Annotated in this window: 22 protein-coding genes; 7 read left to right on the top strand and 15 right to left on the bottom strand. The window is 34.7% G+C overall.

Going from position 1 to position 22,499, the window contains the following annotated elements; genetic code table 11:
* Positions 1 to 14 precede the first annotated feature (14 nt).
* The gene (locus IEV84_RS07330; RefSeq protein WP_188493648.1) at positions 15 to 830 is read right to left on the bottom strand and encodes a 2,3,4,5-tetrahydropyridine-2,6-dicarboxylate N-succinyltransferase; all 816 of its coding nucleotides are present in this window, start codon (positions 828 to 830) and stop codon (positions 15 to 17) included.
* A gap of 136 nt (positions 831 to 966) precedes the next feature.
* Here IEV84_RS07330 and ruvX point away from each other — a divergent pair, with 136 nt between their 5' ends.
* Together ruvX and IEV84_RS07320 are read left to right on the top strand one after the other, a co-directional pair.
* Positions 967 to 1,383, top strand: coding sequence for a Holliday junction resolvase RuvX (ruvX, locus tag IEV84_RS07325; RefSeq protein ID WP_188493647.1), 417 nt, complete (start codon positions 967 to 969; stop codon positions 1,381 to 1,383).
* A 113-nt stretch (positions 1,384 to 1,496) separates the two neighbouring features.
* Positions 1,497 to 2,990, top strand: a complete 1,494-nt coding sequence (locus tag IEV84_RS07320) for a malate:quinone oxidoreductase (RefSeq protein ID WP_188493646.1) — start codon at positions 1,497 to 1,499, stop codon at positions 2,988 to 2,990.
* A 34-nt stretch (positions 2,991 to 3,024) separates the two neighbouring features.
* On the opposite strand, the gene IEV84_RS07315 is transcribed toward IEV84_RS07320, so the two are convergent.
* A complete protein-coding gene (locus IEV84_RS07315; RefSeq protein WP_188493645.1) occupies positions 3,025 to 5,256 on the bottom strand; it encodes an FUSC family protein in 2,232 nt (743 codons plus the stop codon).
* Positions 5,257 to 5,451: 195 nt separating this feature from the next.
* Here IEV84_RS07315 and def point away from each other — a divergent pair, with 195 nt between their 5' ends.
* The 3 genes from def (at position 5,452) to mazG (ending at position 7,460) form a co-directional block, all read left to right on the top strand.
* Positions 5,452 to 6,039, top strand: a complete 588-nt coding sequence (gene def, locus IEV84_RS07310; RefSeq protein WP_188493644.1) for a peptide deformylase — start codon at positions 5,452 to 5,454, stop codon at positions 6,037 to 6,039.
* 91 nt (positions 6,040 to 6,130) lie between these two features.
* Positions 6,131 to 6,601, top strand: coding sequence for a DUF5606 family protein (locus tag IEV84_RS07305; protein WP_188493643.1), 471 nt, complete (start codon positions 6,131 to 6,133; stop codon positions 6,599 to 6,601).
* An 85-nt stretch (positions 6,602 to 6,686) separates the two neighbouring features.
* Complete coding sequence (mazG, locus tag IEV84_RS07300; RefSeq protein ID WP_188493642.1) at positions 6,687 to 7,460, top strand: nucleoside triphosphate pyrophosphohydrolase; 774 nt, start codon at positions 6,687 to 6,689, stop codon at positions 7,458 to 7,460.
* Positions 7,461 to 7,611: 151 nt separating this feature from the next.
* Here the strand turns inward: mazG and IEV84_RS07295 are convergent, their stop codons facing one another.
* The 13 genes from IEV84_RS07295 to pyrE form a co-directional block, all read right to left on the bottom strand.
* A complete protein-coding gene (locus IEV84_RS07295; protein ID WP_188493641.1) occupies positions 7,612 to 9,096 on the bottom strand; it encodes an MFS transporter in 1,485 nt (494 codons plus the stop codon).
* 295 nt (positions 9,097 to 9,391) lie between these two features.
* The gene (locus IEV84_RS07290; RefSeq protein WP_188493640.1) at positions 9,392 to 10,054 is read right to left on the bottom strand and encodes a response regulator transcription factor; all 663 of its coding nucleotides are present in this window, start codon (positions 10,052 to 10,054) and stop codon (positions 9,392 to 9,394) included.
* An 86-nt stretch (positions 10,055 to 10,140) separates the two neighbouring features.
* Positions 10,141 to 11,952, bottom strand: coding sequence for a sensor histidine kinase (locus IEV84_RS07285; RefSeq protein ID WP_188493639.1), 1,812 nt, complete (start codon positions 11,950 to 11,952; stop codon positions 10,141 to 10,143).
* Between the two features lie 11 nt (positions 11,953 to 11,963).
* Positions 11,964 to 12,551, bottom strand: a complete 588-nt coding sequence (locus IEV84_RS07280) for a DUF4202 domain-containing protein (protein ID WP_188493638.1) — start codon at positions 12,549 to 12,551, stop codon at positions 11,964 to 11,966.
* 34 nt (positions 12,552 to 12,585) lie between these two features.
* Complete coding sequence (gene nirD, locus IEV84_RS07275) at positions 12,586 to 12,963, bottom strand: nitrite reductase small subunit NirD (RefSeq protein ID WP_188493637.1); 378 nt, start codon at positions 12,961 to 12,963, stop codon at positions 12,586 to 12,588.
* Positions 12,964 to 13,059: 96 nt separating this feature from the next.
* The gene (nirB, locus tag IEV84_RS07270) at positions 13,060 to 15,567 is read right to left on the bottom strand and encodes a nitrite reductase large subunit NirB (RefSeq protein ID WP_188493636.1); all 2,508 of its coding nucleotides are present in this window, start codon (positions 15,565 to 15,567) and stop codon (positions 13,060 to 13,062) included.
* Positions 15,568 to 15,906: 339 nt separating this feature from the next.
* Complete coding sequence (gene arsB, locus IEV84_RS07265) at positions 15,907 to 16,974, bottom strand: ACR3 family arsenite efflux transporter (protein ID WP_188493635.1); 1,068 nt, start codon at positions 16,972 to 16,974, stop codon at positions 15,907 to 15,909.
* Between the two features lie 2 nt (positions 16,975 to 16,976).
* Positions 16,977 to 17,609 (bottom strand): arsenate-mycothiol transferase ArsC, encoded by a 633-nt coding sequence (locus IEV84_RS07260; RefSeq protein WP_188493634.1) that lies wholly within the window; start codon positions 17,607 to 17,609, stop codon positions 16,977 to 16,979.
* A gap of 88 nt (positions 17,610 to 17,697) precedes the next feature.
* Positions 17,698 to 18,171, bottom strand: coding sequence for a DUF6428 family protein (locus tag IEV84_RS07255; protein ID WP_188493633.1), 474 nt, complete (start codon positions 18,169 to 18,171; stop codon positions 17,698 to 17,700).
* 18 nt (positions 18,172 to 18,189) lie between these two features.
* Positions 18,190 to 18,519, bottom strand: coding sequence for an ArsR/SmtB family transcription factor (locus tag IEV84_RS07250; RefSeq protein WP_188493632.1), 330 nt, complete (start codon positions 18,517 to 18,519; stop codon positions 18,190 to 18,192).
* 122 nt (positions 18,520 to 18,641) lie between these two features.
* Positions 18,642 to 18,896: a heavy-metal-associated domain-containing protein gene (locus tag IEV84_RS07245; RefSeq protein ID WP_188493631.1), complete on the bottom strand. Its 255-nt coding sequence runs from the start codon at positions 18,894 to 18,896 to the stop codon at positions 18,642 to 18,644.
* A gap of 238 nt (positions 18,897 to 19,134) precedes the next feature.
* The gene (locus tag IEV84_RS07240) at positions 19,135 to 19,527 is read right to left on the bottom strand and encodes an SRPBCC family protein (RefSeq protein WP_188493630.1); all 393 of its coding nucleotides are present in this window, start codon (positions 19,525 to 19,527) and stop codon (positions 19,135 to 19,137) included.
* 10 nt (positions 19,528 to 19,537) lie between these two features.
* Positions 19,538 to 20,191: an orotate phosphoribosyltransferase gene (gene pyrE, locus IEV84_RS07235; protein ID WP_188493629.1), complete on the bottom strand. Its 654-nt coding sequence runs from the start codon at positions 20,189 to 20,191 to the stop codon at positions 19,538 to 19,540.
* Positions 20,192 to 20,198: 7 nt separating this feature from the next.
* Here pyrE and IEV84_RS07230 point away from each other — a divergent pair, with 7 nt between their 5' ends.
* Both IEV84_RS07230 and IEV84_RS07225 read left to right on the top strand, forming a co-directional pair.
* The gene (locus tag IEV84_RS07230; RefSeq protein WP_188493628.1) at positions 20,199 to 20,804 is read left to right on the top strand and encodes an NUDIX hydrolase; all 606 of its coding nucleotides are present in this window, start codon (positions 20,199 to 20,201) and stop codon (positions 20,802 to 20,804) included.
* A 263-nt stretch (positions 20,805 to 21,067) separates the two neighbouring features.
* Positions 21,068 to 22,417 (top strand): DEAD/DEAH box helicase, encoded by a 1,350-nt coding sequence (locus IEV84_RS07225; RefSeq protein WP_188493627.1) that lies wholly within the window; start codon positions 21,068 to 21,070, stop codon positions 22,415 to 22,417.
* The last annotated feature ends 82 nt before the right edge of the window (positions 22,418 to 22,499 follow it).

Here is a 22,499-nt window from a genome sequence, read left to right as displayed (position 1 = left end):
ATTGAGATTTAAAATTACACCGCTACATCATATTCTCTCAACGCATTGTTTAGAGACGTTTTCAAGTCAGTAGAAGGTTTACGAGTACCAATGATTAATGCGCAAGGTACTTGGTATTCACCGGCAGCAAATTTTTTAGTGTAACTTCCAGGAATAACTACTGAACGGGCAGGAACAAAACCTTTCATTTCAACTGGTTCGTCACCTGTAATATCGATAATTTTAGTTGAAGCAGTCAAACATACATTCGCTCCAAGAACGGCTTCTTTACCTACGTGAACTCCTTCTACAACAATACAACGAGAACCAATGAAAGCACCGTCTTCAATAATTACCGGAGCAGCTTGTAATGGCTCTAAAACACCGCCAATTCCAACACCACCACTCAAGTGAACGTCTTTACCAATTTGAGCACAACTACCTACTGTTGCCCAGGTATCCACCATTGTTCCGGCATCAACATAAGCACCAATGTTTACATAACTAGGCATCATGATTACACCGCTGGAAATGAATGAACCGTAACGCGCAGAAGCTCCCGGAACTACACGAACTCCTTTTTCGGCATAATCTCTTTTCAATAACATTTTGTCATTGTATTCGAAGATTCCAGCTTCCCAAGTTTCCATTTTTTGGATAGGGAAGTACATCACAACCGCTTTCTTAACCCATTCGTTTACCTGCCATCCGTCTCCTTTTGGTTCCGCAACACGTAATTTTCCTGAATCTAATAATTCGATTACTTCTCTAATCGCATTAGTTGTTGTTTCTTCCTGCAACAAAGCTCTGTTTTCCCAGGCTTGTTCTATAATTGTTTGTAAATTGCTCATTGTTAAAATTATTTTTCAGCAAATATAGGTTTTTTAAGTAAAAGCCAAAAAGGAAAATTGTTTTCATTAGTTTGGTTTTTGGGCTGTTCTTAAATTGAGAGATTTTAATTCTTTATCTTTGCAAAAAAAAAAATAAATGCCAAGAATTCTCGCCATAGACTACGGACAAAAGCGCACAGGTATTGCTGTTACCGATGAACTACAAATTATAGCTTCGGGATTGACTACGATTCCTTCGGCTACTGCTATCGATTTTTTGAAAGATTATTTTTCGAAAGAAAAAGTAGAACTGGTTCTTATAGGCGAGCCTAAGCAAATGAATGGTGAGCCTTCGCAAAGTGCTTCCATTATTAAAGGATTTGTAACGCATTTTACCAATCATTTTCCGGAGATGAAAGTGCTTCGGGTGGATGAACGTTTTACTTCTAAGATGGCTTTTCAAACCATGATTGATAGTGGATTGAAAAAAAAACAACGTCAAAATAAAGCTTTGATTGACGAAATTTCGGCTACCATTATGCTGCAGGATTACCTGTCGCGCAAAATGTTTTGATAATTCTTTGTTAAAGTCATTAAACTTAGTGATAAATGTAACTATTTACACTCTGAATAGTGTTTTTATTGTGATAATAATAAAGTAACTTTGCGCTTTCTAAAAAAATAGTTATGTCTGATACAACCATACGTTCAAATTCTGATGTAGTCCTTATTGGTGCTGGGATTATGAGTGCTACTTTAGGAGTAATTTTAAAAGAATTACAGCCTGATATTACAATTCAAATTTTTGAAAGATTAGATAATGCTGCTGCTGAGAGTTCTGATGCTTGGAATAATGCAGGTACAGGACATTCGGCTTTTTGTGAATTAAACTATACGCCTCAAAAAGAAGATGGAAGTATTGATCCTAAAAAAGCAATTAGTATTGCAGAATCTTTTGAAGTTTCACGTCAATTTTGGGCTTATTTAGTAGAACAAAACAAAGTTTCATCGCCGGAGAAATTTATAAAAAGTATTCCTCACATGAGTTTTGTCTGGGGGGATAAAAATGTAGATTTCCTGAAAAAGAGATTTGAAGTTTTACAGGCAAATCCTTTATTCCAAGAAATGGCTTTCAGTACTGATTACAATCAGATTAAAGACTGGATGCCTTTGGTAATGGAAAATAGAAAAGGCGAAGATAAAATTGCCGCAACTACTATGGAAATAGGAACGGATGTTAATTTTGGGGAATTAACCCGAAATATGTTTGCCTATTTATCAGGATTGGAAGGAGTTAGTATTCACTTTGGACATGAGGTTAGAAAAATCAAAAAGAGAGAGAGTGGCAAATGGCGTTTGAAAATAACTGATTTGGCTACCGGAGAGCGTAAAAAAGTATATACTAATTTTGTTTTCATAGGAGCAGGAGGAGGTTCACTTCCTTTGTTGAATAAAGCAAATGTTCCCGAAGGTGATGGTTATGGCGGTTTTCCGGTAAGCGGACAATGGTTAAAATGTACTAATCCTGAGGTAATTGCAAAGCATGAGGCTAAAGTATATGGGAAAGCCAGTGTAGGTGCGCCGCCAATGTCAGTACCACACATTGATTCCCGAATGATTAATGGAAAAAAAGAGTTGCTTTTTGGTCCGTTTGCAGGTTTTTCCACACGTTTCCTGAAAAACGGTAAATATTCTGATTTGCCTTTGTCTTTAAAGCCAAGTAATGTTATGCCAATGCTTATTGCAGGTTATAAAAACATTCCATTGACTAAATATCTTATTGAACAGGTACGTCAATCACCACAGGACAGAATTAAAGCTTTACGCGAATACGTGCCAAGTGCAAGAAGTAAAGACTGGAAGTTAGAGCGTGCCGGACAAAGGGTACAGGTGATTAAGAAACACGAAAAAGAAGGCGGAGTACTTGAATTTGGTACCGAAATGATTACTACTGCCGATGGAACTTTGTCTGTTTTACTGGGAGCTTCTCCAGGAGCTTCGACTGCTGTTTCTATCATGGTCGAATTAGTAACAAAATGTTTTAAAGATAAGATTGATACTCCGGAATGGCAGGAAAAATTAAAATTGATGATTCCTTCTTACGGACAAAAATTAAATGAAAACCCGGAATTATTAAAAGAAGTGCGAGCTAATACCGCTAAGGTTTTAAAAATAAAATAGTACAGTCTTTTGATTTGTAAACAAGAAACCCAACTTAATGTTGGGTTTCTTGTTTTGTAGCCATTAATAACTGGGTTGTTTTTACAATGTTTTCAGATAAACTGGTCATCCAGACTAATTGTTCAATAACTAATTGTGCTTCCTGCATTTTGATTTGATAGGCTTCTTCATCAATCAGTTTAATTTGTTTTAATTCTTTGGCTCGAATGTTTTTCAGTTCGGTTAATCTTTGGTTAAAATCTTCGTTTGAGGCAGCAGCAATAGCATTATAATTTGATTTGCTTAATAGGTTGATAGAAAATTCCAGATTTTCAATTACTTTATCCACTACAACATTAAAAGCCTCTGAAGCTTCGGTTGTTTTGTGAGATTGAATATAAGTGCCCAGTGAAGCAATAGAAGATAATAAGGAATGATTCAGTACGGTGAGTTTGTAAACCTGAGGCAATTTACTTTGTTTGGATTTTGGTTCCTGCAACATACGTTGGAAAGAAGCCATTAAATTTCCTATTTCGATAAAAGCCTGTTTTCTGGCTAATCGGTATTCGGTAGGAACTTCTCCTTTTTTGTTGTACAGAATAGAAATTTGTTTTAAATAATTTCGATTGGCTTCTATGGCATCCTGAATATAAGTAGGCAGACTTAAAAATTCCCAGGAAGGCCATAAAAAATAATTGGCAAGCAGACACAATGCAGCTCCAACAATAGTGTCCAGAATACGGTATTCAATTACGTTACCATTGTCGGGAGATAATACTCCGTAAATTAACACAACATAAATAGTGATAAAAGTAGCGCCAATTTTATAATTGCTGGGATTGAATGAAAATCCTAAAAGCATCGCAATAATAGCAATGGTGCTGATAATGTAGGAATCGTGAATAATGTATAAAATACCAAAGGCAATAAATCCGCCTGCTACAGTCCCAAAGATGCGATGATAGGTGCGTTCATTAGTGAGCCCAAATCCCTGTTTCATGATAACTACAATGGTAAGGATAATCCAATAAACGTTCTCTAAAGGAAGCACTTTGCCAATCATGTAACCTAATAAAACGGTGATTGTTATTCGGAGTGAATGTCGGAAAACAGTGGATGAAAAGCTGAAATTTTCAACAAAAGTACTTAATGGATAATATTGAGGTTTGATGAATTTCTCAATGTCTTTATCTCTTCCTTTTAAATCTTTGGCGTTAATATTAGCTGTAAAAGCACGTTCTAAAGTGATGATTTTTTCCACTTGTTTTTCGGCATAATGCAACATCGTAATCAGCATTAAAACTTCTTCAGAGGAAGAATCGGTTTTTAAATCCTTTTTGTAATCACTGATAGTGTCTTCAAACAGATGTAAATCTTCAATTAGGTTGTGTTCAGATTGGTATGCTTTGCTCTCCTGAATACTTTTAGAAAGCAGTTTTAAACTTTTTCCTAAATTGTAAGCTAAGTTTTGGTACGTTTCTAAAGCTTTTGGATAACCATCAAATTTTTGATGCAGTTTATTGTGGTCAAAAGAAGTGGAGATGGCTAATTCGAGTATTTCTACTAAAGAAATAAAACTCAGGAGAAATTTTCGGTTTTGTCCAGATGATCCTGATTTGGTTCTGCTGCTAATTAAAACTTCCCTTATGTTTTCGTGTAGCACATTCAGTTCAACCTGTAAATGCAATTGTTTTTTGGTAATGGCTTTTCTATTCGAATTTAATTCCCAAAGATCTCCGCGTAATTTCAGGTATTTTGCCGTAAGCCGAATACATTCTGCCATTTGTAATTCGACATAGCGATTGGGTTTTATATGAAAAAAAATAACAGAAATAAAGGTGTAAAATAAGCCTCCGGCAAACAAAAGTCCTGAATAATGAAGGATTTCCCAGCCTGTATTCAAATGTGCAAAGGCCAATGATAATGACAATAAAGCCGAAAAAGAAACCATGGTGGCGCGTTGTCCGTAAACTAAAATCATTGAAACATTAAAAATCAATGCAATGAGTACAGGATAAAAAAGCCAGGGATAAGGATAGCAAAGATTAATAATCAAATTGACTCCGGCAATGATAAGCGAAGTAACCAGTAGTCCGTTGATTTTATGTTTGAAATTGCTGGGAATATCACTGGGAAAAGTAAAGAATGCTCCTAAGGCAATAGTGAATCCAATATTGAAATATCCTAAATGAGAAAAGAATAATACAGGCGAAACGGCGGCGATAGTTATTTTTAAAGCATTAGTGAAATCAGTACCGGAAATAAACTTCTGAATTTTGGAAACCATAAATTACGTATTATTTACAAAGGTATGAATTGTGCGATTTATCAATAGAATAAATGAAATTGTTTTTTAGTATAAATTTTAAAATGCTATTTATCGGTTTCCCTACTTAGCTTTGTCTAAATTTTTATTATTTTTGGCAATCCTAATTTAGGATGAAGAACCTTTTTAAGGTGAATAATATTTAATACAACAACAATGATTTTACCAATTGTAGGATATGGTGATCCGGTTTTGAGAAAAGTAGGAGAGGAAATTACACCCCAGTATCCTGATTTGAAAGAAACAATTGCTAACATGTACGAAACAATGTATAACGCATCGGGAGTAGGACTGGCAGCACCACAAGTAGGATTAGCAATTCGTTTATTTATAGTAGATGCGTCTCCTTTTAGTGACGATGAAGATTTAGAAGCTAATGAGCAAAAACAGTTAAAGGGTTTCAAACGTACTTTTATTAATGCAAAAATCATTAAAGAAGAAGGTAATGATTGGGCTTTTAATGAAGGTTGTTTGAGTATTCCTGATGTTCGTGAAGACGTATATCGCAAAGAAAAAATTACTGTGGAATATTGCGAAGAAGATTTTGTCATGAAAACAGAAGTTTTCGACGGACTGATTGCCAGAGTAATTCAGCACGAATACGATCATATAGAAGGAATTTTATTTACCGATAAAATTTCGTCTTTAAAAAAACGATTAATCAAAGGAAAGCTAAAAAACATCATGGAAGGAAAAACTTTCCAGGATTACAGAATGCGTTTCTTTGGAAAAAAAGGAAGATAAAAATTTTTGAAAAATCCTCTTTTGGTATTGTTTTTGACCAATAACCGCAGTGAAAAAATAAAATTGAATTCTTAATACTAATTTAAAAAGCATGAATTTAGAAAAAATATTAGCGATTTCCGGCAAGCCAGGTTTATATGTTTTAAAAGTACAAACACGTACCGGTTTTGTAGCAGAATCATTAACAGATGGAAAAAAAATCACAGTAAACTTAAAAAGTAATGTGAGCTTATTATCTGAAATCTCAGTTTACACTTACGAAGGTGAAAAACCGTTGAAAGAAGTAATGAGTGCTATTGCTGCTAAGGAAAATAACGGAGCCGCTATTTCACACAAAGAAGATAATGCTACTCTTGCAGCTTATTTCAAAGAAGTTTTACCAAACTATGATGAAGAAAGAGTGTATGCTTCTGATATTAAGAAAATTTTAAACTGGTACAACACTTTGCAGGCTAAAGGTTTACTTGTTGAAGAAACTCCGGCAGAAGAGGTTGTTGAGGCAGTTGTTGCTGAAGAAGCTGTTGCTGAAAAACCAAAGAAAGCTAAAAAAGTAACAGAATAACTCATTCTGAATTTTCATAATAAATCCTGTGTTCCAATTCGTTTAGGACACAGGATTTCTTATTTTTACATAAAAACAAACAGCAATGACCGCGAGACAAATACAATTACAGGCTTTTGAGAGATTATTGGATATTATGGACGATTTGCGTGAGAAATGCCCTTGGGACAAAAAGCAAACTATCCAAACACTGAGACATCTTACCATTGAAGAAACTTATGAATTAGGGGATGCTATTTTAGATAATAATTTGAGCGAAGTCAAAAAAGAATTGGGCGATTTGTTATTGCATATAGTTTTTTATGCCAAAATAGGAAGCGAAACTAATGATTTTGACATTGCCGATGTGTGTAACGAAATTTGCGAAAAACTCATTCATCGTCATCCACATATTTATGGTGATGTTGAGGTAAAAGACGAAGAAGAGGTCAAACAAAACTGGGAGAAATTAAAACTCAAAGAAGGTAAAAAATCAGTTTTGGAAGGCGTTCCGGGAAGTTTACCGGCATTGGTAAAAGCCAGCAGAATTCAGGATAAGGTAAAAGGGGTTGGTTTTGATTGGGAAGAGTCGCATCAGGTTTGGGATAAAGTACAGGAAGAATTGGGAGAACTTCAGGTTGAGGTAAAATCAGGGAATCAGGATACAATAGAGTCCGAATTTGGTGACGTTTTGTTTTCGATGATTAATTACGCTCGTTTTCTGAATGTTAATCCTGAAGACGCTTTGGAACGAACCAATAAAAAATTCATCAAACGCTTTCAATATTTGGAAAGTAAAGCCAATGATTTGGGGAAATCTTTAAAAGATATGTCTCTGGCTGAAATGGATGTTTTTTGGGAAGAAGCGAAGAGGTTATAAAGGTTGGGAGTTGGAAGTTAGGAGTTAGAAGTGTTTTTCTTAGAAAAATTATGAGATTTTTTTAATTCTTTTATAGTACAATAAAGTATAAAAAAAACTCCCTTTCGTTTTTGTAAACAAAAGGGAGTTTTAAGTATAATTTTATTATGATTTAGTTTTTGGTTTCAATTTCTTTAGCTAATGCAGGTTGGTTTTTGTTCATCATATTTGTAATAGTGATGTGCATCCAAACCAGACAAATGATAGAGAAGATTAAAATAAAAATCCAGGAACTGGACCATAAACCGGTAGCCGTAAGTAAATAACTGAAGATAATAGGACCGAAGAATCCTCCTAAACCTCCCAGTAATCCTACCATTCCGCCAACAACGCCTACTTCTGAAGGGAAATATTCAGGGATGTGTTTGTAAACGGCTGCTTTACCAATTCCCCAGGAAATTCCAATTAAGATTACTAAAACCAGATAAACCCACATATTAGCATCAAAATTAATTTTGGTAATTCCTTTTGCCAATAATTCTTTTTTGGCAACTTCCTGATTTTCGGTAACAATTACCTCTTGCCAGGATGTTTTGGTTGGGAAAATATTCGAACCATCAGTAATATTTTCTGTTTTTTCAATTACAGGAATATCGGTGTCATCTACTTTGATATTGGTTGGAGAAACCTGAGTAATAACACCTGCTTTTTTAGCCATAATTCCGGCTCCGGCTGTGGTAATTTCCATTTTTGGCACCATTAATAAGGCACTAAATAAAACGGATGTTCCCAGTACCCAGTACATTACTTTTCGAGCTCCGTATTTGTCGGATAAATACCCTCCAAAAGCTCGAATAACTCCTGATGGTAAACTAAACATCGTAGCAAACATTCCTCCCATAACTAAACTTGTTTGATAAACATTCATAAAGTTAGGTAACAACCATTGAGAATAAGCCACAAAACAACCAAATACTAAGAAGTAGTAAGTTCCAAAACGCCATACACGAATATTTTTTAGTGTTGAAAGCATTTGTGGGATTGTTCTGGTTGATTGTTCTAATTTTCTGTTTTCGGCAAACAATAAGAAGATCGCACCTATAATTAACAAAACAACTCCATAGATTACGGGTAATAATTTCCATCCGTTTTCAGGATCATCAACAGAAAATTGATTCAATAGCGTAGGGGCAATAAAAGTGGTAACTGCTGCTCCTGCATTTCCCATACCAAAAATTCCCAAGGCTCTGCCTTGCCATTCTTTAGGATAAAATATTGATGTGTATCCAATACCTACAGCAAAACCGGTTCCAATCATTCCAAATAAAAAGCTTAAGAAAGCAAACATGGCAAAACTATCAGCAAATGGAAGTAGAAATAAAGGAATAGAACATAGTAATAATAAAAATGAGAATACATATTTACCACCAAATTTATCAGTTAAAATTCCGATAGGTAAACGCATTATCGATCCTGTTAAAATAGGAATTCCCAGTAACCATCCTACTTGTACCACGCTCCAGTTAAAGATACCTTTTTCCACTAAATAAGTGACTAACACACCATTTAATGTCCAACATGCAAAACATATTGTAAAGGCTAATGTATTTAGAAATAACATTCGGTGCGATTTTGATAATGAGTTTGCGTTTTTCATAATACTTATATTTTTCAACAAATTTACGTTGTTTAATCGGTTAAAAAGTTGCGAAAACGCAGGTTTTGAGAAAAAATTAAGTATTTGTACTTATTTTTTATACGTATTTGTTTCTAATGGAGTATAATTGTGTTTTAGAACTTGTTTGAATTCCAATAAAGCGATTTTCCTGTTACTGTTGATAAAGCTTTTAAAGCAGGCTCATAGTTTGTTTAGTTGAAAAAAAATCCTGTTTTATAGTGTGAACCATAAAACAGGATTTTGAATTGAAGATTTTCTTTTTTTATAAATTTCGTTATATTAACGAATATTCTGTAGCCTTATTAGAAAGTTCCATAAGGTTTTTTACTTTTAATTTTTTCATTAAGTTAAAACGATGTACTTCGGCAGTTCGTTTACTGATTTCCAGAGCTTCTGCAATTTCTTTATTCCCTTTTCCGGATAATAAAAGAGTAAGGATTTCTTTTTCTCTTTTAGTGATGGTTAAATCTTCATTAAGCACCGGTTTAGGTTCTAAGGTCGAAGCAGTGCTACTGGTTAACTGATTGATAAGAATTGACGAAATATCGCCGGTGAAATATTTACCGCCATTCGCTACAGAGTGTAATGCTTTTAAAAACTCTTCTTTGCTGGAACCTTTTAATAAGTAACCATCGGCACCTGCTTTGATGGATTTTAAAACATACTCTTCCGATTCGTGCATGGAGAGTACAATAATTTTTACCGGATTATTTTGATTTCGAAGTTTTTCTACTACTTCAATACCAGTATGGTGAGGCATTCTGATATCAACAATTAATAAGTCAGGGTTTGTTGTAGTTACTACTTCTAATGCTTCCAGACCATCGGTTGCTTCTCCTACAACAACTATGTTTTTTTCACTTTCCAAAAGCGATTTGATACCATCTCTTACAAAGAAATGGTCGTCTGCTAAAACAACTCGAATTGTTTGGTTCATAACTTACTTATTTTTAGAGTCTAAAATTTACGTATTTAATCTAAGTTTGCGCAATTTACGTATTTTTTACGTATTTTTTCTGAAAATTATATCGGAATATTAAAAGTAATTCGGGTTCCTTCGCCTGGGATTGAATTAATAAAAGCCCTTCCGTTGATATATTGTACTCTTTCTTTCATGAACAATAGTCCCATTCCGGATTCGCTATTCCGCTTTTTTTCTACGGATGTAACATCAAAACCTTTACCGTTATCGTCAACAGTAATACTTAGTATTTTATTGCTGTGCGAAAGTTGGACAATAATATGCGAAGAATCGGCATATTTTATGGCATTGTTAATGGCTTCCTGCGTTAGTCTGTAAATGTTGATTTCGATTAAGGAATCCAAACGTTGGTCAAAATCGGTTTTGTTGTAAAACTGAATATTCTTTCCGGTTAGTTTTGTAAGTTCTAAAGTTAATTTGGCTATCGAAGAAACAATACCATGATCGCTTAATTCCGGAGGCATCAGATTGAAAGTTGCCGTGCGAACTCCTTTGATAATATCTAATGATAATTTTTTAAGGTATTCGATTTTTTGAGCCGATTTTTCTTTGTCATCCAAATTAATGCTTTCCAGACTGAATTTCAAACCGGTAAGCATTTGACCAATACCATCGTGGATTTCCCGGGCAATTCGGTTTTGCTCATTCTCTTGATTTTCAACTATTCGGCTCGAAATGATTTTTTGCTGATTGATTTTCTCAAGCGTATTTTCTCTGTTCAATCGTTCGATTTCAATTTCTGCTTTTTTACGAATGCTAATGTTGAAACAAATAACAAGTAGTTCCAGTTCTTCTTTTTTAATTCGAACAGGAATCATCGACATATCCAGCCAGAGTGGTTCGCCGTTTCGATTGGTCGTTTTTAATTCTCCCTGCCAGCCACTTCGATGTTTGTCGGCAATAATTCGGTCAATGTCCAGTTGTTCTTTTTCTACTGCTGTTAAGGCTTTGGTGAAACTTTTGTCGGTATCAAAATTAGGGTTGTATTGTAATAGTTTAGCAAATTTATCTCCCATGTGGATAATTTTTCCATGGGGACTAATTCTGCAATACAACAAAGTGTTTTCCATAGCATAATTCAGTGACTTTAATTCTTTTACTGAATTCTCTTTGATGGCGCTAATAATTTCGGTATCGCGTGCCAGTTTGATGGCTCTTTTTTCTGAGGTTAGAAGTTTGGAAATAAGTAGTTCAATTTTCTTATTGGTAGGTTTGAAAATAAAGAGGAATTCTAAAAATAAAACCAGTAGTGTGAAGCTTAAAATAAGGTATTCTATATTTTGTTGTCGGGTAACTTTCTCTAAGGCTTCGTATTCATATTGCTCTACAATACGGTTCATTTTAGACAGGAAAATGGCAATATTGTCCAGTATAGTTTGTACTTCTTGCTGATCTTTAGGAGATTTTAAAAGGATTTGACTGTTTTCAAGATACTTTTTTGTTGACTTAATTATGATTGCTGCATTAGGTTGTATGTCCTGATACAACGCAATCATTTCGGGACTTTTCTCTTTAGGGAATTTAAGGCTGTCGTTTCCTTTTTCTAAGGCCTGATGAGTAAATTCCCAAAGTGCCAATGTTTTTTTGACCGCAGCAATTTCCTGATTAAAATTCAATTGGTTTGAAGAAGAGTTTAAAATCAGTATTTCTTTAGCTAATTTTTGGCTCAACATTCGTTGTTTTCCCGAAATATTAATCAAACGGGAATCGTTAAGCTGACTTTTGATGTTGTGCTGAATAAGTAACTGACTTAGAAGAACCGTAACAGCAATAGTAATTAAGGCGAAAATATACAGTCGCTTTAATTTTTTAAAATTAAGTTTTTCAGATAAGGCTTTGGTTTCTCTAGGCATGGTCATTTAAATCAGAGTCCGATAGCGTCTTTGATTAGTTGTAGGTTGGCAGGACTGTAATTTATTTTTAAAGCTGCCTGATGCCCGTTTTCAGACATTTTATTCCAGGTTTTCAGAATAATATTTTTTAGTTTTTCGGTATCGTGTTTTTCAACAAAAGGTTCCAGGTAATGTTCTAAAAACACCAGACATATTACGTCTTCCAGTAATTGGGTTTCCTGATCTTTTTTGAGTAATTTTTTTTCGATTAAAAATGAAACTCTGTCAATAAATTCAGGACTATAACCTGCTTTTTCTAAGATTTCGGCAGTAGTTTTAGCGTGAAATTTTTTCAGGTCTTCGCGCCATTTTAAGTAACCTACACGATCCATTGGGTAGGATTCCCGGGCTATTTTCCAGCGACAAATATGTTGTGCTTTGGCAGCAATTTGTACTTCTTCGGAGGCATTAGGAAAAAAATCCATAAGTTTTTCATACATTCTATTAGAGTATAGAAGTTCTTTAGGAAAACTTATGGATTCGTTTATTTCTATGTTGGGATCTTGTGCGTTTTCGGCATCAATCCATTGGCTTGCTAGTTGGAATGGTGTTGTAGTCATTTGGAGTATTATTTAATACTTCAAAGATACATATTTAATCGATAAAGCCAATCAATACTTCACCTTCAACAATTTTAACAGGATATGTTGCGATTTTTAAATCGTCACCACTCAGGTTGCTTCCGTCTTTCAATGAAAAGGTTTTTTTATGGATCGGGCAGGCAATTTTTGGAGTGTCTTCAACAGAACCAATCATACCTCTGGAAAGTACCATTTCCATTTTATGAGGACATACATTTTGACAGGCATACCATTCGTTTCTTCTTTCGAAATTGATTACTGCAATTTGTTTGCCTTTGTATTTTACGCATCCGCCACCATCAGCAGGGAAATCAGCAGTTTTTCCTGCATTGAACCATACTTTTACATCATTAAGGGCAACTGTTTCATATTGGTTTAGTACGTTTTCCATGTTTTTTTGTTTTTGGTTTTTTTGTTTTCCTGACTTTAAACTGAGTCAGGAAAACAAAAAAAGATTCATAAATTTTAGACTACTTTATTGAAAATATTACCAGGCTTTAGGCATTTTTTGATCTCTAAGCGGGATGTATTCAATGTTGTCATCACGATCATCTGAGTTAGTGAAATGTCTGAAACGTTTCATCATTTCCGGATCTTCAATGGCTTGTTTCCACTCACATTCGAAAGTGTCAACCAATTGTTGCATTTCGGCTTCAAGAGTAGCGTTGATTCCTAAACTGTCGTTGATTACTACATTTTTCAAATAATCGATTCCGCCTTCCAGTTTTTCTAACCAGGTAGAAGTTCTAACCAATGGTCCCGCAGTGCGGATGTAGTACATTAAGAAACGATCCATGTATTTGAAAACAGTTTCTTTATCAATAGTTTCAGCTAAAAGAACAGCGTGTTTAGGATTTGCTCCACCGTTTCCGCAGATGTATAAGTTCCATCCGCCTTCAACAGCAATAACCCCAAAATCTTTTCCTCTTGCTTCAGCACATTCTCTGATACAAGCCGAAACTCCTCCTTTTAATTTGTGTGGAGAACGGATACCTCTGTAACGGTTTTCCAGTTCGATAGCCAGTGTAGTACTGTCATCCATTCCGTAACGACACCAGGCGTTACCTACACAACTTTTTACTGCTCTTAATGATTTTCCGTAAGCGTGACCACTTTCAAAACCGTGATCGATTAATTTTTTCCAGATAGCAGGTAAGTCATTTAGTTCAGCACCAAATAAGTCCACACGTTGTGCTCCGGTGATTTTAGTGTATAAATTGTATTCTTTAGCAACTTCACCAATGGCGATTAGTTTCTCGGCAGTAACTTCTCCTCCGGCCATTCTTGGTACTACTGAGTAAGTTCCGTTACGTTGGATATTCGCTAAGAATCGGTCATTTGAATCTTGAGAAGTAACGTGCTTGTTAGCAGTATCATTATAGATACTAGAGAAGATAGAAGAAAGAACAGGACGACAAACTTCGCAACCATCACCTTTACCTATTGTTCCTAAAACTTCGTTATGATTAGTGAATTTGTTGATTTTGATAATATCATATAGTTCCTGACGGCTGTAAGCAAAGTGCTCACAAACAACGTCTTTTACTTCTTTTCCTAATGATTTTTGAGTTTCTTTTACTAAGTCGGCAACCATTGGTTTACAACCACCGCAACCCGAAGTAGCTTTGGTTAATTTTACAACATCACCTAAAGTTTCAGCATTTCCGTCAGTAATAGAGCAGCAGATGCTTCCTTTAGTTACATTTTCACAAGAACAGATAACGGCTGTATCAGGCAAGTCCATTGCGCTACCCATTGAAGAAGCTTCACCGCCTCTTGCTCCCAGAATCAAATCTTCCGGGTTTTTAGGAATAGCCATTCCGTTGCTGTAAATTTGGAATAAAGTGTTGTAATCGCTGGAATCACCTACTAAGATTCCTCCTAAAAGTTTTGTACCGTCTTTAGAGATGTTTACTCTTTTGTAAATTCCGCTTACTTTATTTTCGTAGATAATAGGAGTTCCTTCCTGATGTTCGATAAACGGATCTCCGAAACTCGCTACTTCAACACCAATTAATTTCAATTGAGTTGACATATCGATGCTTTCTCTCATGGTTTTTTCACCTTGAAGGATTTGTTCGGCAGCTACATCAGCCATTTCATAACCCGGAGCAACTAATCCGTAAATCATGTGGTTGTATAGGGCAACTTCTCCAATAGCAAAGATATTTGGATCAGAAGTTTGCATTTTGTTGTTTACCACAACTCCGCCACGAACACCAACTTCAAGACCTGCGCCTCTTCCCAGTTCATCTCGTGGTTTGATACCTGCTGAGATTACCAGCATATCTACTTTTAAAAGTTCTTCTTCTTCAAACATCATTCCGGTGATAGCGTTTTCACCGTCAATGAATTGAGTAGATTTACTTAGGTGTATTTTGATGTTTAATTCTTCAATTTTAGAACGCAACATATTACTGGCGCCTTTGTCTAACTGTCTTGGCATTAAGCGTGGTGCGAATTCAACTACGTGAGGATTTAATCCCAAATCACGTACTGCTTTTGCAGCTTCAAGTCCTAGTAATCCACCTCCTAAAACAGCAGCTTCAGTAGCGCCGTTTTGTTTTATTTTTTTGGCGTAAGCCATAATTGCATCCAGATCTTCGATAGTTCTGTAAACAAAAACCCCTTCTTTTTCTACTCCTTCAATAGGAGGTACAAAAGCAGCCGATCCTGTTGCTAAAACCAAATAGTCATAAGAGTGAGTATTCTCTAAATGTGTTGTAATGGTTTTGTTTTCTTTATGAATATCAGTAACTAATTCAGAAGTGTTTAATATGATATTATTTTCTTCGTACCAAGTTGCAGTTGACATTGATAGATCATCAGCTGTTTTTCCTGCAAAGTATTCACTAAGGTGAACACGGTCATAAGCACGTCTCGGTTCTTCACCAAATACGGTAATTTGATATTTTTCTTGTCCAGATTTTGAAACGAATTTTTCGCAAAATTTGAAGCCCACCATGCCGTTTCCGACTACAATTATTTTAATCATAATATCATTATTAAGTATTACGAAGCAAATATACGTATAAATACTTAATTTTATTACTTAATTTTTGTTTTTGGTTGTTAATTGAGATATTATGAAAAGGAGTGGGTTAAAATGGAAAATGTGTAAAAAATAAAGCTTGTTTTTTTTAATTTCTAATCAATTTAGAGTTAAAGATGTTGTTAAAATGAAGTTTTTAGTGTTTTTAGGACGAATATTGAGCCTTGAAAAAGGGATTCGCATAAATTATATTGCGAAAAAGCATCAAAATAAGTTTAAAAATGTACTTATTCTGATGCTTTTGTTAAATTTTAAAAAGATACTTTTTTTAAGTAGGATTACTTAAGTGTTGGTGAAATATTTCTTTTGGAGCCAAAAAGCAACATTTACTAATGCTATTAATGCAGGAACTTCTACTAATGGTCCAATGACCCCTGAAAAGGCTTGTCCGCTGTTGATGCCAAAAACACCAATAGCTACAGCAATGGCTAATTCGAAATTATTACCTGTAGCGGTAAAAGCAATGGCGGTGCTTTTAGAATAATCAGCGCCAAAATATTTCCCTGTAAAGAAACTGATGATGAACATTACTGTAAAATAGATAACTAATGGAATTCCTATTCGTACAACATCCATCGGAATTTGAACAATCATTTCTCCTTTCAGACTGAACATTATTATAATTGTGAATAATAAAGCAATTAATGTGATTGGTGAAATCACCGGAATGTATTTGTTTTGAAACCAATCTTCACCTTTTATATAGATCAAAGTATATCTGCTGATTATTCCTAAAGCAAACGGGATTCCTAAGTAGATGCCCACGCTTTCGGCAATTTGTCCAATGCTGATGTTGACTTCAAATCCGTTATAACCAAAATAAGGAGGAAGTATGGTGATAAAAATATAGGCGTAAACGCTATAAAGTAATACCTGAAAAATACTGTTTAAAGCAATAAGTCCGGCTGCGTATTCTCTGTTTCCTTCGGCAAGATCATTCCATACAACTACCATGGCGATACATCTTGCGAGACCAATTAATATAACACCAATCATGTATTCGGGGTATCCGTTTAGAAAAAGTAGTGCTAAGAAAAACATTAAAACAGGACCAATAATCCAATTCAGAATCAGGGAAGCACTTAGAATTTTGATGTTTTTGAATACTTCGCCCATTTGTTCGTATTTTACTTTGGCTAATGGCGGATACATCATTAATATTAATCCAATTGCTAGAGGAATATTAGTAGTTCCGCTTGAAAATGAATTAATAAAATTACCGCTGGAAGGAATAAAATTCCCAATACCCACTCCGATGGCCATAGCCAGAAAAATCCAAAGCGTTAAATAGCTGTCCAGAAAATTTAATTTTTTTCGGGCTATTGCCGGTGTACAATTGTTTGCTGACATGCTTATTTTTTTATTTGTGAAAAAACATAAAAGAGTTCTGTTCCAATTTGTATGCTTCTTTCTTTGTATTTTTCGGCTTGTTGTGGTGTGTTGTCAAAAGCTTTAGGGTCTTCAAAAGTAATTGGAATGCGTTTTTCGGCACCCGCAATAAAAGGGCAGCCTTGGTCAGCGCTGGAACAGGTTAAGATAGCGGCAAATTCAGATTGTGGGTTGAATTCGCTGTCAAAGGTTTTGGAGAATCCTATAATTGGATGTGTGTTTTCGGAGTATTTTATAGCGTAAATCGGATTGTTTCCTTCGGCGATAGTTTTGATTTGAAAACCTTGTTGGGCTAAAGTTTGTGCTGCCATAGGGAACAAGGCAGTTGCTTCGGTTCCGCCTGAATAACAAAATACATTTTTAATATTGTAATAAGCAGCAGCTGTTTGGGCCCAAACTTGTGACAAATGACTTCTTCTGGAATTGTGTGTGCAAATTAAATTTAGTCTGATTTCTTGCTGATTGTTGTGTTTATTTTGAATAAAATCGATTAAAGGCTGTAAAACAAGTTTGCGTTCTTCGGATATAGTTTCGAAATTAAAGTTGTTGATTGTTTTTTCGATTTCCTGAAATACGTTAATTTGTGTCGATGTCATTTTTTAATTTTTTTGAGTTTAAATTTGATAGATATAACCTGTTGGATGAAATTAGTTTTTAATAATTTCATCCAACAGGTTAGGGTAATTAGCAGCAGCTTCCTCCGGGAGTACAACAGCTGGTTTGAGCTTGTATTTCAGATAGTTTCATTTTTGGTTTAGCAGAAGGAACTCCGCATTGATCTGAAGCTAAACAAGCTGTTTGTTTGTTCAAAAGTGTAAAATCTTTTCCGTTGAATTCCAAGTCGTATTTTCCGACGGTTTCTTTGGTTTGGTATTCTACCTCAATTTCATAATCTCCAATTCCTAATATTTTTTCAGAAAGAGTAATGATGTCCAGTAATTTTTTAGGTTTCAAACGATGTTCAAAATCATGGGCGTCCCATAATTGAAAGTTAACTACGGTTTCGTTTCTTACAGTACCACCACAGTCAATAAAATTTTTGGTAATTAAACCTACTTCAGTTACATGGAAATGCTCCGGAACATAAGTTCCGTCAGCTAATACAAAAGCAACGGTTTCTATGTTGCTTAAATGATTTTTAATTTCAGATAGTTTCATGATTTGTAATTTTAAAAATTAACAACATTGATTTTTGTTTTCTAAATGCTTGTTTACGATTTCGAAAAAGTTTTTTATTTTTTCAAATCCGTTTTCATCAAGGCAATAGCAAATAGCGTTTCCTTCCAGGTTTCCTTTGATTAATCCTGCGTTTTTTAATTCTTTCAGATGCTGGGAAACTGTTGGTTGAGCCAGGGGAAGTTCGTTTACAATATCGCTGCAAATACAACTGTTGACTTTTATAAGGTGTTGTATGATGGCAATACGTGCAGGATGTCCTATGGCTTTAGCTAAAGTTGCCAGTTCGTTTTGTTCTTCTGTGAAGTGTTCTGTTTTGCTAATTCCCATTGTCATATATTTATATTGCAATATTACGATAATAAATTGAATATTTGATTTTTTTGTTACAAAAAAACTCCTCTTAAAAAGTGATAAATTTCAAGAGGAGTTTTTTTAAGTTGTTTTATCGGTTAGATTAGTTCTTTTGGAATAGCGTGAAAGCCAATAGATTTTACTGATTTTTCAATTTCCGCTACACTGATTACTTTGTTTGTAAATACAGTAAATTCTTTTGGAAAAATGGAATTATTAATATGAACTTCGGAGATACCGTCTAGATTTAAGAGTTTGTTTTTTATTTCAATCAACTCCATTTCTTCATTGGCATTAGTGCCAAAGACTTTTCCGTGTTCACCCGGAATGATATTGTCTGTCAATAAGCTCATGATGAATCTGTTTAAATTAGTACTATGGGTTAGAAACAACTTTGTATGTTAAATTTAAGCATTTATCTTCTATTTTATCAGGGTACAAGTATCAAATTTTTGTTGATTTTTTAATTTTATTTGTACTGATTAACAAAGATTTGTGTTTGTGAGAAAAGGAAAATGTTTGATGCGGAATATAAAAAAAAACGCCTCAGATTTGAGACGTTTTTTATAAGTGGATTTAGAAAAATCTAAATTATAACTTGGGAATATTGTTAACAAGGGTTTCAATAAATTTCCCAATAGGACCTTTAACCATCATAGCCATCATGGGATTGAAACTACCTTCAAAATCGAGTTTTACAGCACTGGAAGTTGCTGAAACCGAATCAATATTAGTTATCAATGTAAAAGGAACTTTATCATTGGCAGCGCCAAAAACAATTTTGTTTGGAGCCGTTTTTTCGGTTACTTTTAATTGAATTTCAGGCATTCCTTTTAGGCCAAAAAGAAATGAATCTTCGCCAATAACTTCAAACTTAGCAATGTTTTCAGGCATTAACTTTTCGAAATTTTTCATGTCTGTCAATAAATTGAATAATTCCTGAGCTGATTTTTCAACGTTTACCTTTGGACTTTCTAAGTTCATGTTATTGTTTTTATTTGGTCTCAACCTGTCCCCAAGTAGAAGGAGTAACGCTCCATTCTCTTAAAGTACTTTCTTCTTTTTCAGTAATGTATTTTTTGGCTACGGCTAAATTTAGCAGATTTTGATAATTACTTAAAGTGTATAGGTCTAATTTTGCATTTTTAAAGTTTTCTTCGGCAACATCAAATCCATAAGTAAAAATAGCTGCCATTCCTTTAATATTGGCACCTGCAGCGCGTAAAGCTTCAACAGCAAGTAAACTACTGTTTCCGGTACTAATTAAATCTTCTACCACAACTACGTTTTGTCCTTTTTGTAAAAAACCTTCCACCTGATTTTGACGACCGTGTTTTTTAGGTTCAGGACGTACATAAACAAAAGGTAATCCCATAGCTTCAGCTACAAGCATACCAATTCCGATAGCTCCGGTGGCAACTCCGGCAATTACGTCTGGTTTTCCAAATTGTTTTTCGATGTGTTTTGCAAATTCATCTCTCACATAATTTCTTATGGCTGGAAATGAAAGTATTAGACGGTTATCACAATAAATAGGTGATTTCCATCCTGAAGCCCATGTAAAAGAATTTTCAGGATTCAATTTAATTGCATTTATTTGTAAAAGCAATTCGGCTGTTTTTTCGGCTGTATCTTTATTAAAAATCATAGTACAAATGTATAAAGTTTTTGTGAACGACAAACCACTTTTTTTGACAAATAAAATCTCAAAAGAAACAGATTTTAAGCTTTTTTTGTTAGAAAGTATTGATATTGAACAAATTATTATCAAAATTTTTCAAAATAAAATTCAGAAAGCTTATCTCTATCACCCTGATGAAAAAGAGATTATGAAAACCCTGAAAGCTAAAATCCCTGTAAATAAAGCCGGAGGAGGATTAGTTTACAACAAAAAAGGGGAGGTTTTATTTATTTTTCGAAATGGAAAATGGGATTTGCCAAAAGGCGGTGTCGAAAAAAAAGAGGAAATTGAGCAAACCGCCATGCGGGAAGTGGAAGAGGAAACAGGGGTTGGTCAGTTAAAAATTACCAATAAGTTGCAAAAAACTTATCATGTTTTCAAACGAAATGGCGTATATAAATTAAAAATTACGCATTGGTTCGAAATGTACTCTGACTTTGAAGGAACACCACAGGGACAATTAGAAGAAGGAATTGAAAAAGTAGCCTGGATTCATCCAAATGATATTCCGGAGGTTTTGAAAAACTCTTATGAGAATATCAAATTATTATTTGAAGAAGAAAATATTATAAAAAGTTAGAAGTAGGAAGTCAGAAGTAGGAAGTTAGAAGTGGGGAGTTGGAAATAGAAGCAGAACGCAGAATTTAGAACGCAGAAAGCAAAAAGAAAACAGATTTCAGATTAGAAATATAAACTTCTAATCTGAAATCTGTTTTTTTATTTTTATGATAGTCTTTATTCGACTGCATTCTGCCGACTGCGTTCCGCCTTCTAAATTTTTGCCTTCTGAAAACTGCCTTCTGAAGACTGAAAACTGCTGACTAAAAACACTACCTTTGCCGCATGAATAAGAAACACCATCCCAACAATATACTTTCCAATTTAGGTATCCAAAGCCTGAATGAAATGCAGGAAACAGCGCAGGAAACTATTCTGAATGACAATAATGTTTTACTGCTTTCGCCAACGGGTTCCGGAAAAACACTGGCTTTTTTGTTGCCGGTTTTAGAAATACTGCAACCTGAAATCCTTTCTGTACAATGTTTAATTCTGGTTCCATCACGTGAATTAGGTTTGCAGATTGAGCAGGTTTGGAAAAAAATGGGAACTCTATATAAAGTTAATGTTTGTTATGGCGGACATTCCATCGATACCGAAATAAAGAATTTAAGCAATCCGCCGGCGGTTTTAATTGGGACTCCGGGACGTATTGTTGATCATATTGAAAGAGGAACTTTCCGATTGGATAAAATTCAGACTTTGATTTTAGACGAATTTGATAAGTCTTTGCAATTGGGTTTTCATGAACAAATGTCTTTTATCATCGGGAAATTAGCTAAAGTAAGCAAGCGTGTTTTAGTTTCTGCAACTTCTGATATTGAGATTCCAAAATTTACCAGAGTGGCGAATCCAACCATTTTAGACTTTATACCTGAAAATGAAGAGGAATCGAATCTTTCTACCAAATTGGTTATTTCTAAGGAAAAAGATAAGTTAAATACATTATTTCAATTGTTATGTTCGTTGCAATCCGAATCGGCAATTATTTTTTGTAATCACCGTGATGCGGCGGAACGTATCAGTGATACTTTGAATGAAAAAGGTATTTATTCGACCTATTATCATGGAGGCATGGATCAGGAAGAGCGTGAACGTGCTTTGATTCAGTTTAGAAATGGTAGTGTAAGTTATCTGGTTACAACTGACTTAGCCGCACGTGGCCTCGATATTCCTGAAATGAATCATGTAATCCATTATCATTTGCCATTAAAAGAAGACGAATTTACCCATAGAAATGGTCGTACGGCCCGTATGACAGCCACAGGAACGGCTTATATTATTGCACATGAATCGGAGAAAAAAATGGATTATGTGGATTATGAAAACACAGAAGTTTTTTCAGTTGAAAATGCAAAATCATTACCAAAAGCTCCGCAATTTCAAACCATTTATATCAGTGGCGGGAAGAAAAATAAGTTGAATAAAATTGATATCGTGGGATTCTTTTCTCAAAAAGGAAAACTGGAAAAAGGCGATTTGGGATTAATCGAAGTGAAAGATTTTATTTCGTTTGCTGCAGTAAAATTCAGTAAAGTAAAAGATTTACTCCATCATATTAAGGATGAAAAAATGAAAGGCAAGAAATATAAAATTCAGGTTGCCCGGAATGTGATTAAGAAAGTAGAGGAGTAGTACTCAGTTTGCAGAAGGCAGTGTTTAGAATGCAGATTTCAGAATGCAGAACGCAGAAAAAAAAGCAGATTTCAGATTAAAT

It is taken from the genome of Flavobacterium palustre (genome assembly GCF_014639535.1).
In the GTDB taxonomy this organism is placed as follows: domain Bacteria; phylum Bacteroidota; class Bacteroidia; order Flavobacteriales; family Flavobacteriaceae; genus Flavobacterium; species Flavobacterium palustre.
The sequence above is the reverse complement of the archived record's forward strand: the minus strand, read 5'-3'. Positions and strand labels throughout refer to the sequence as shown.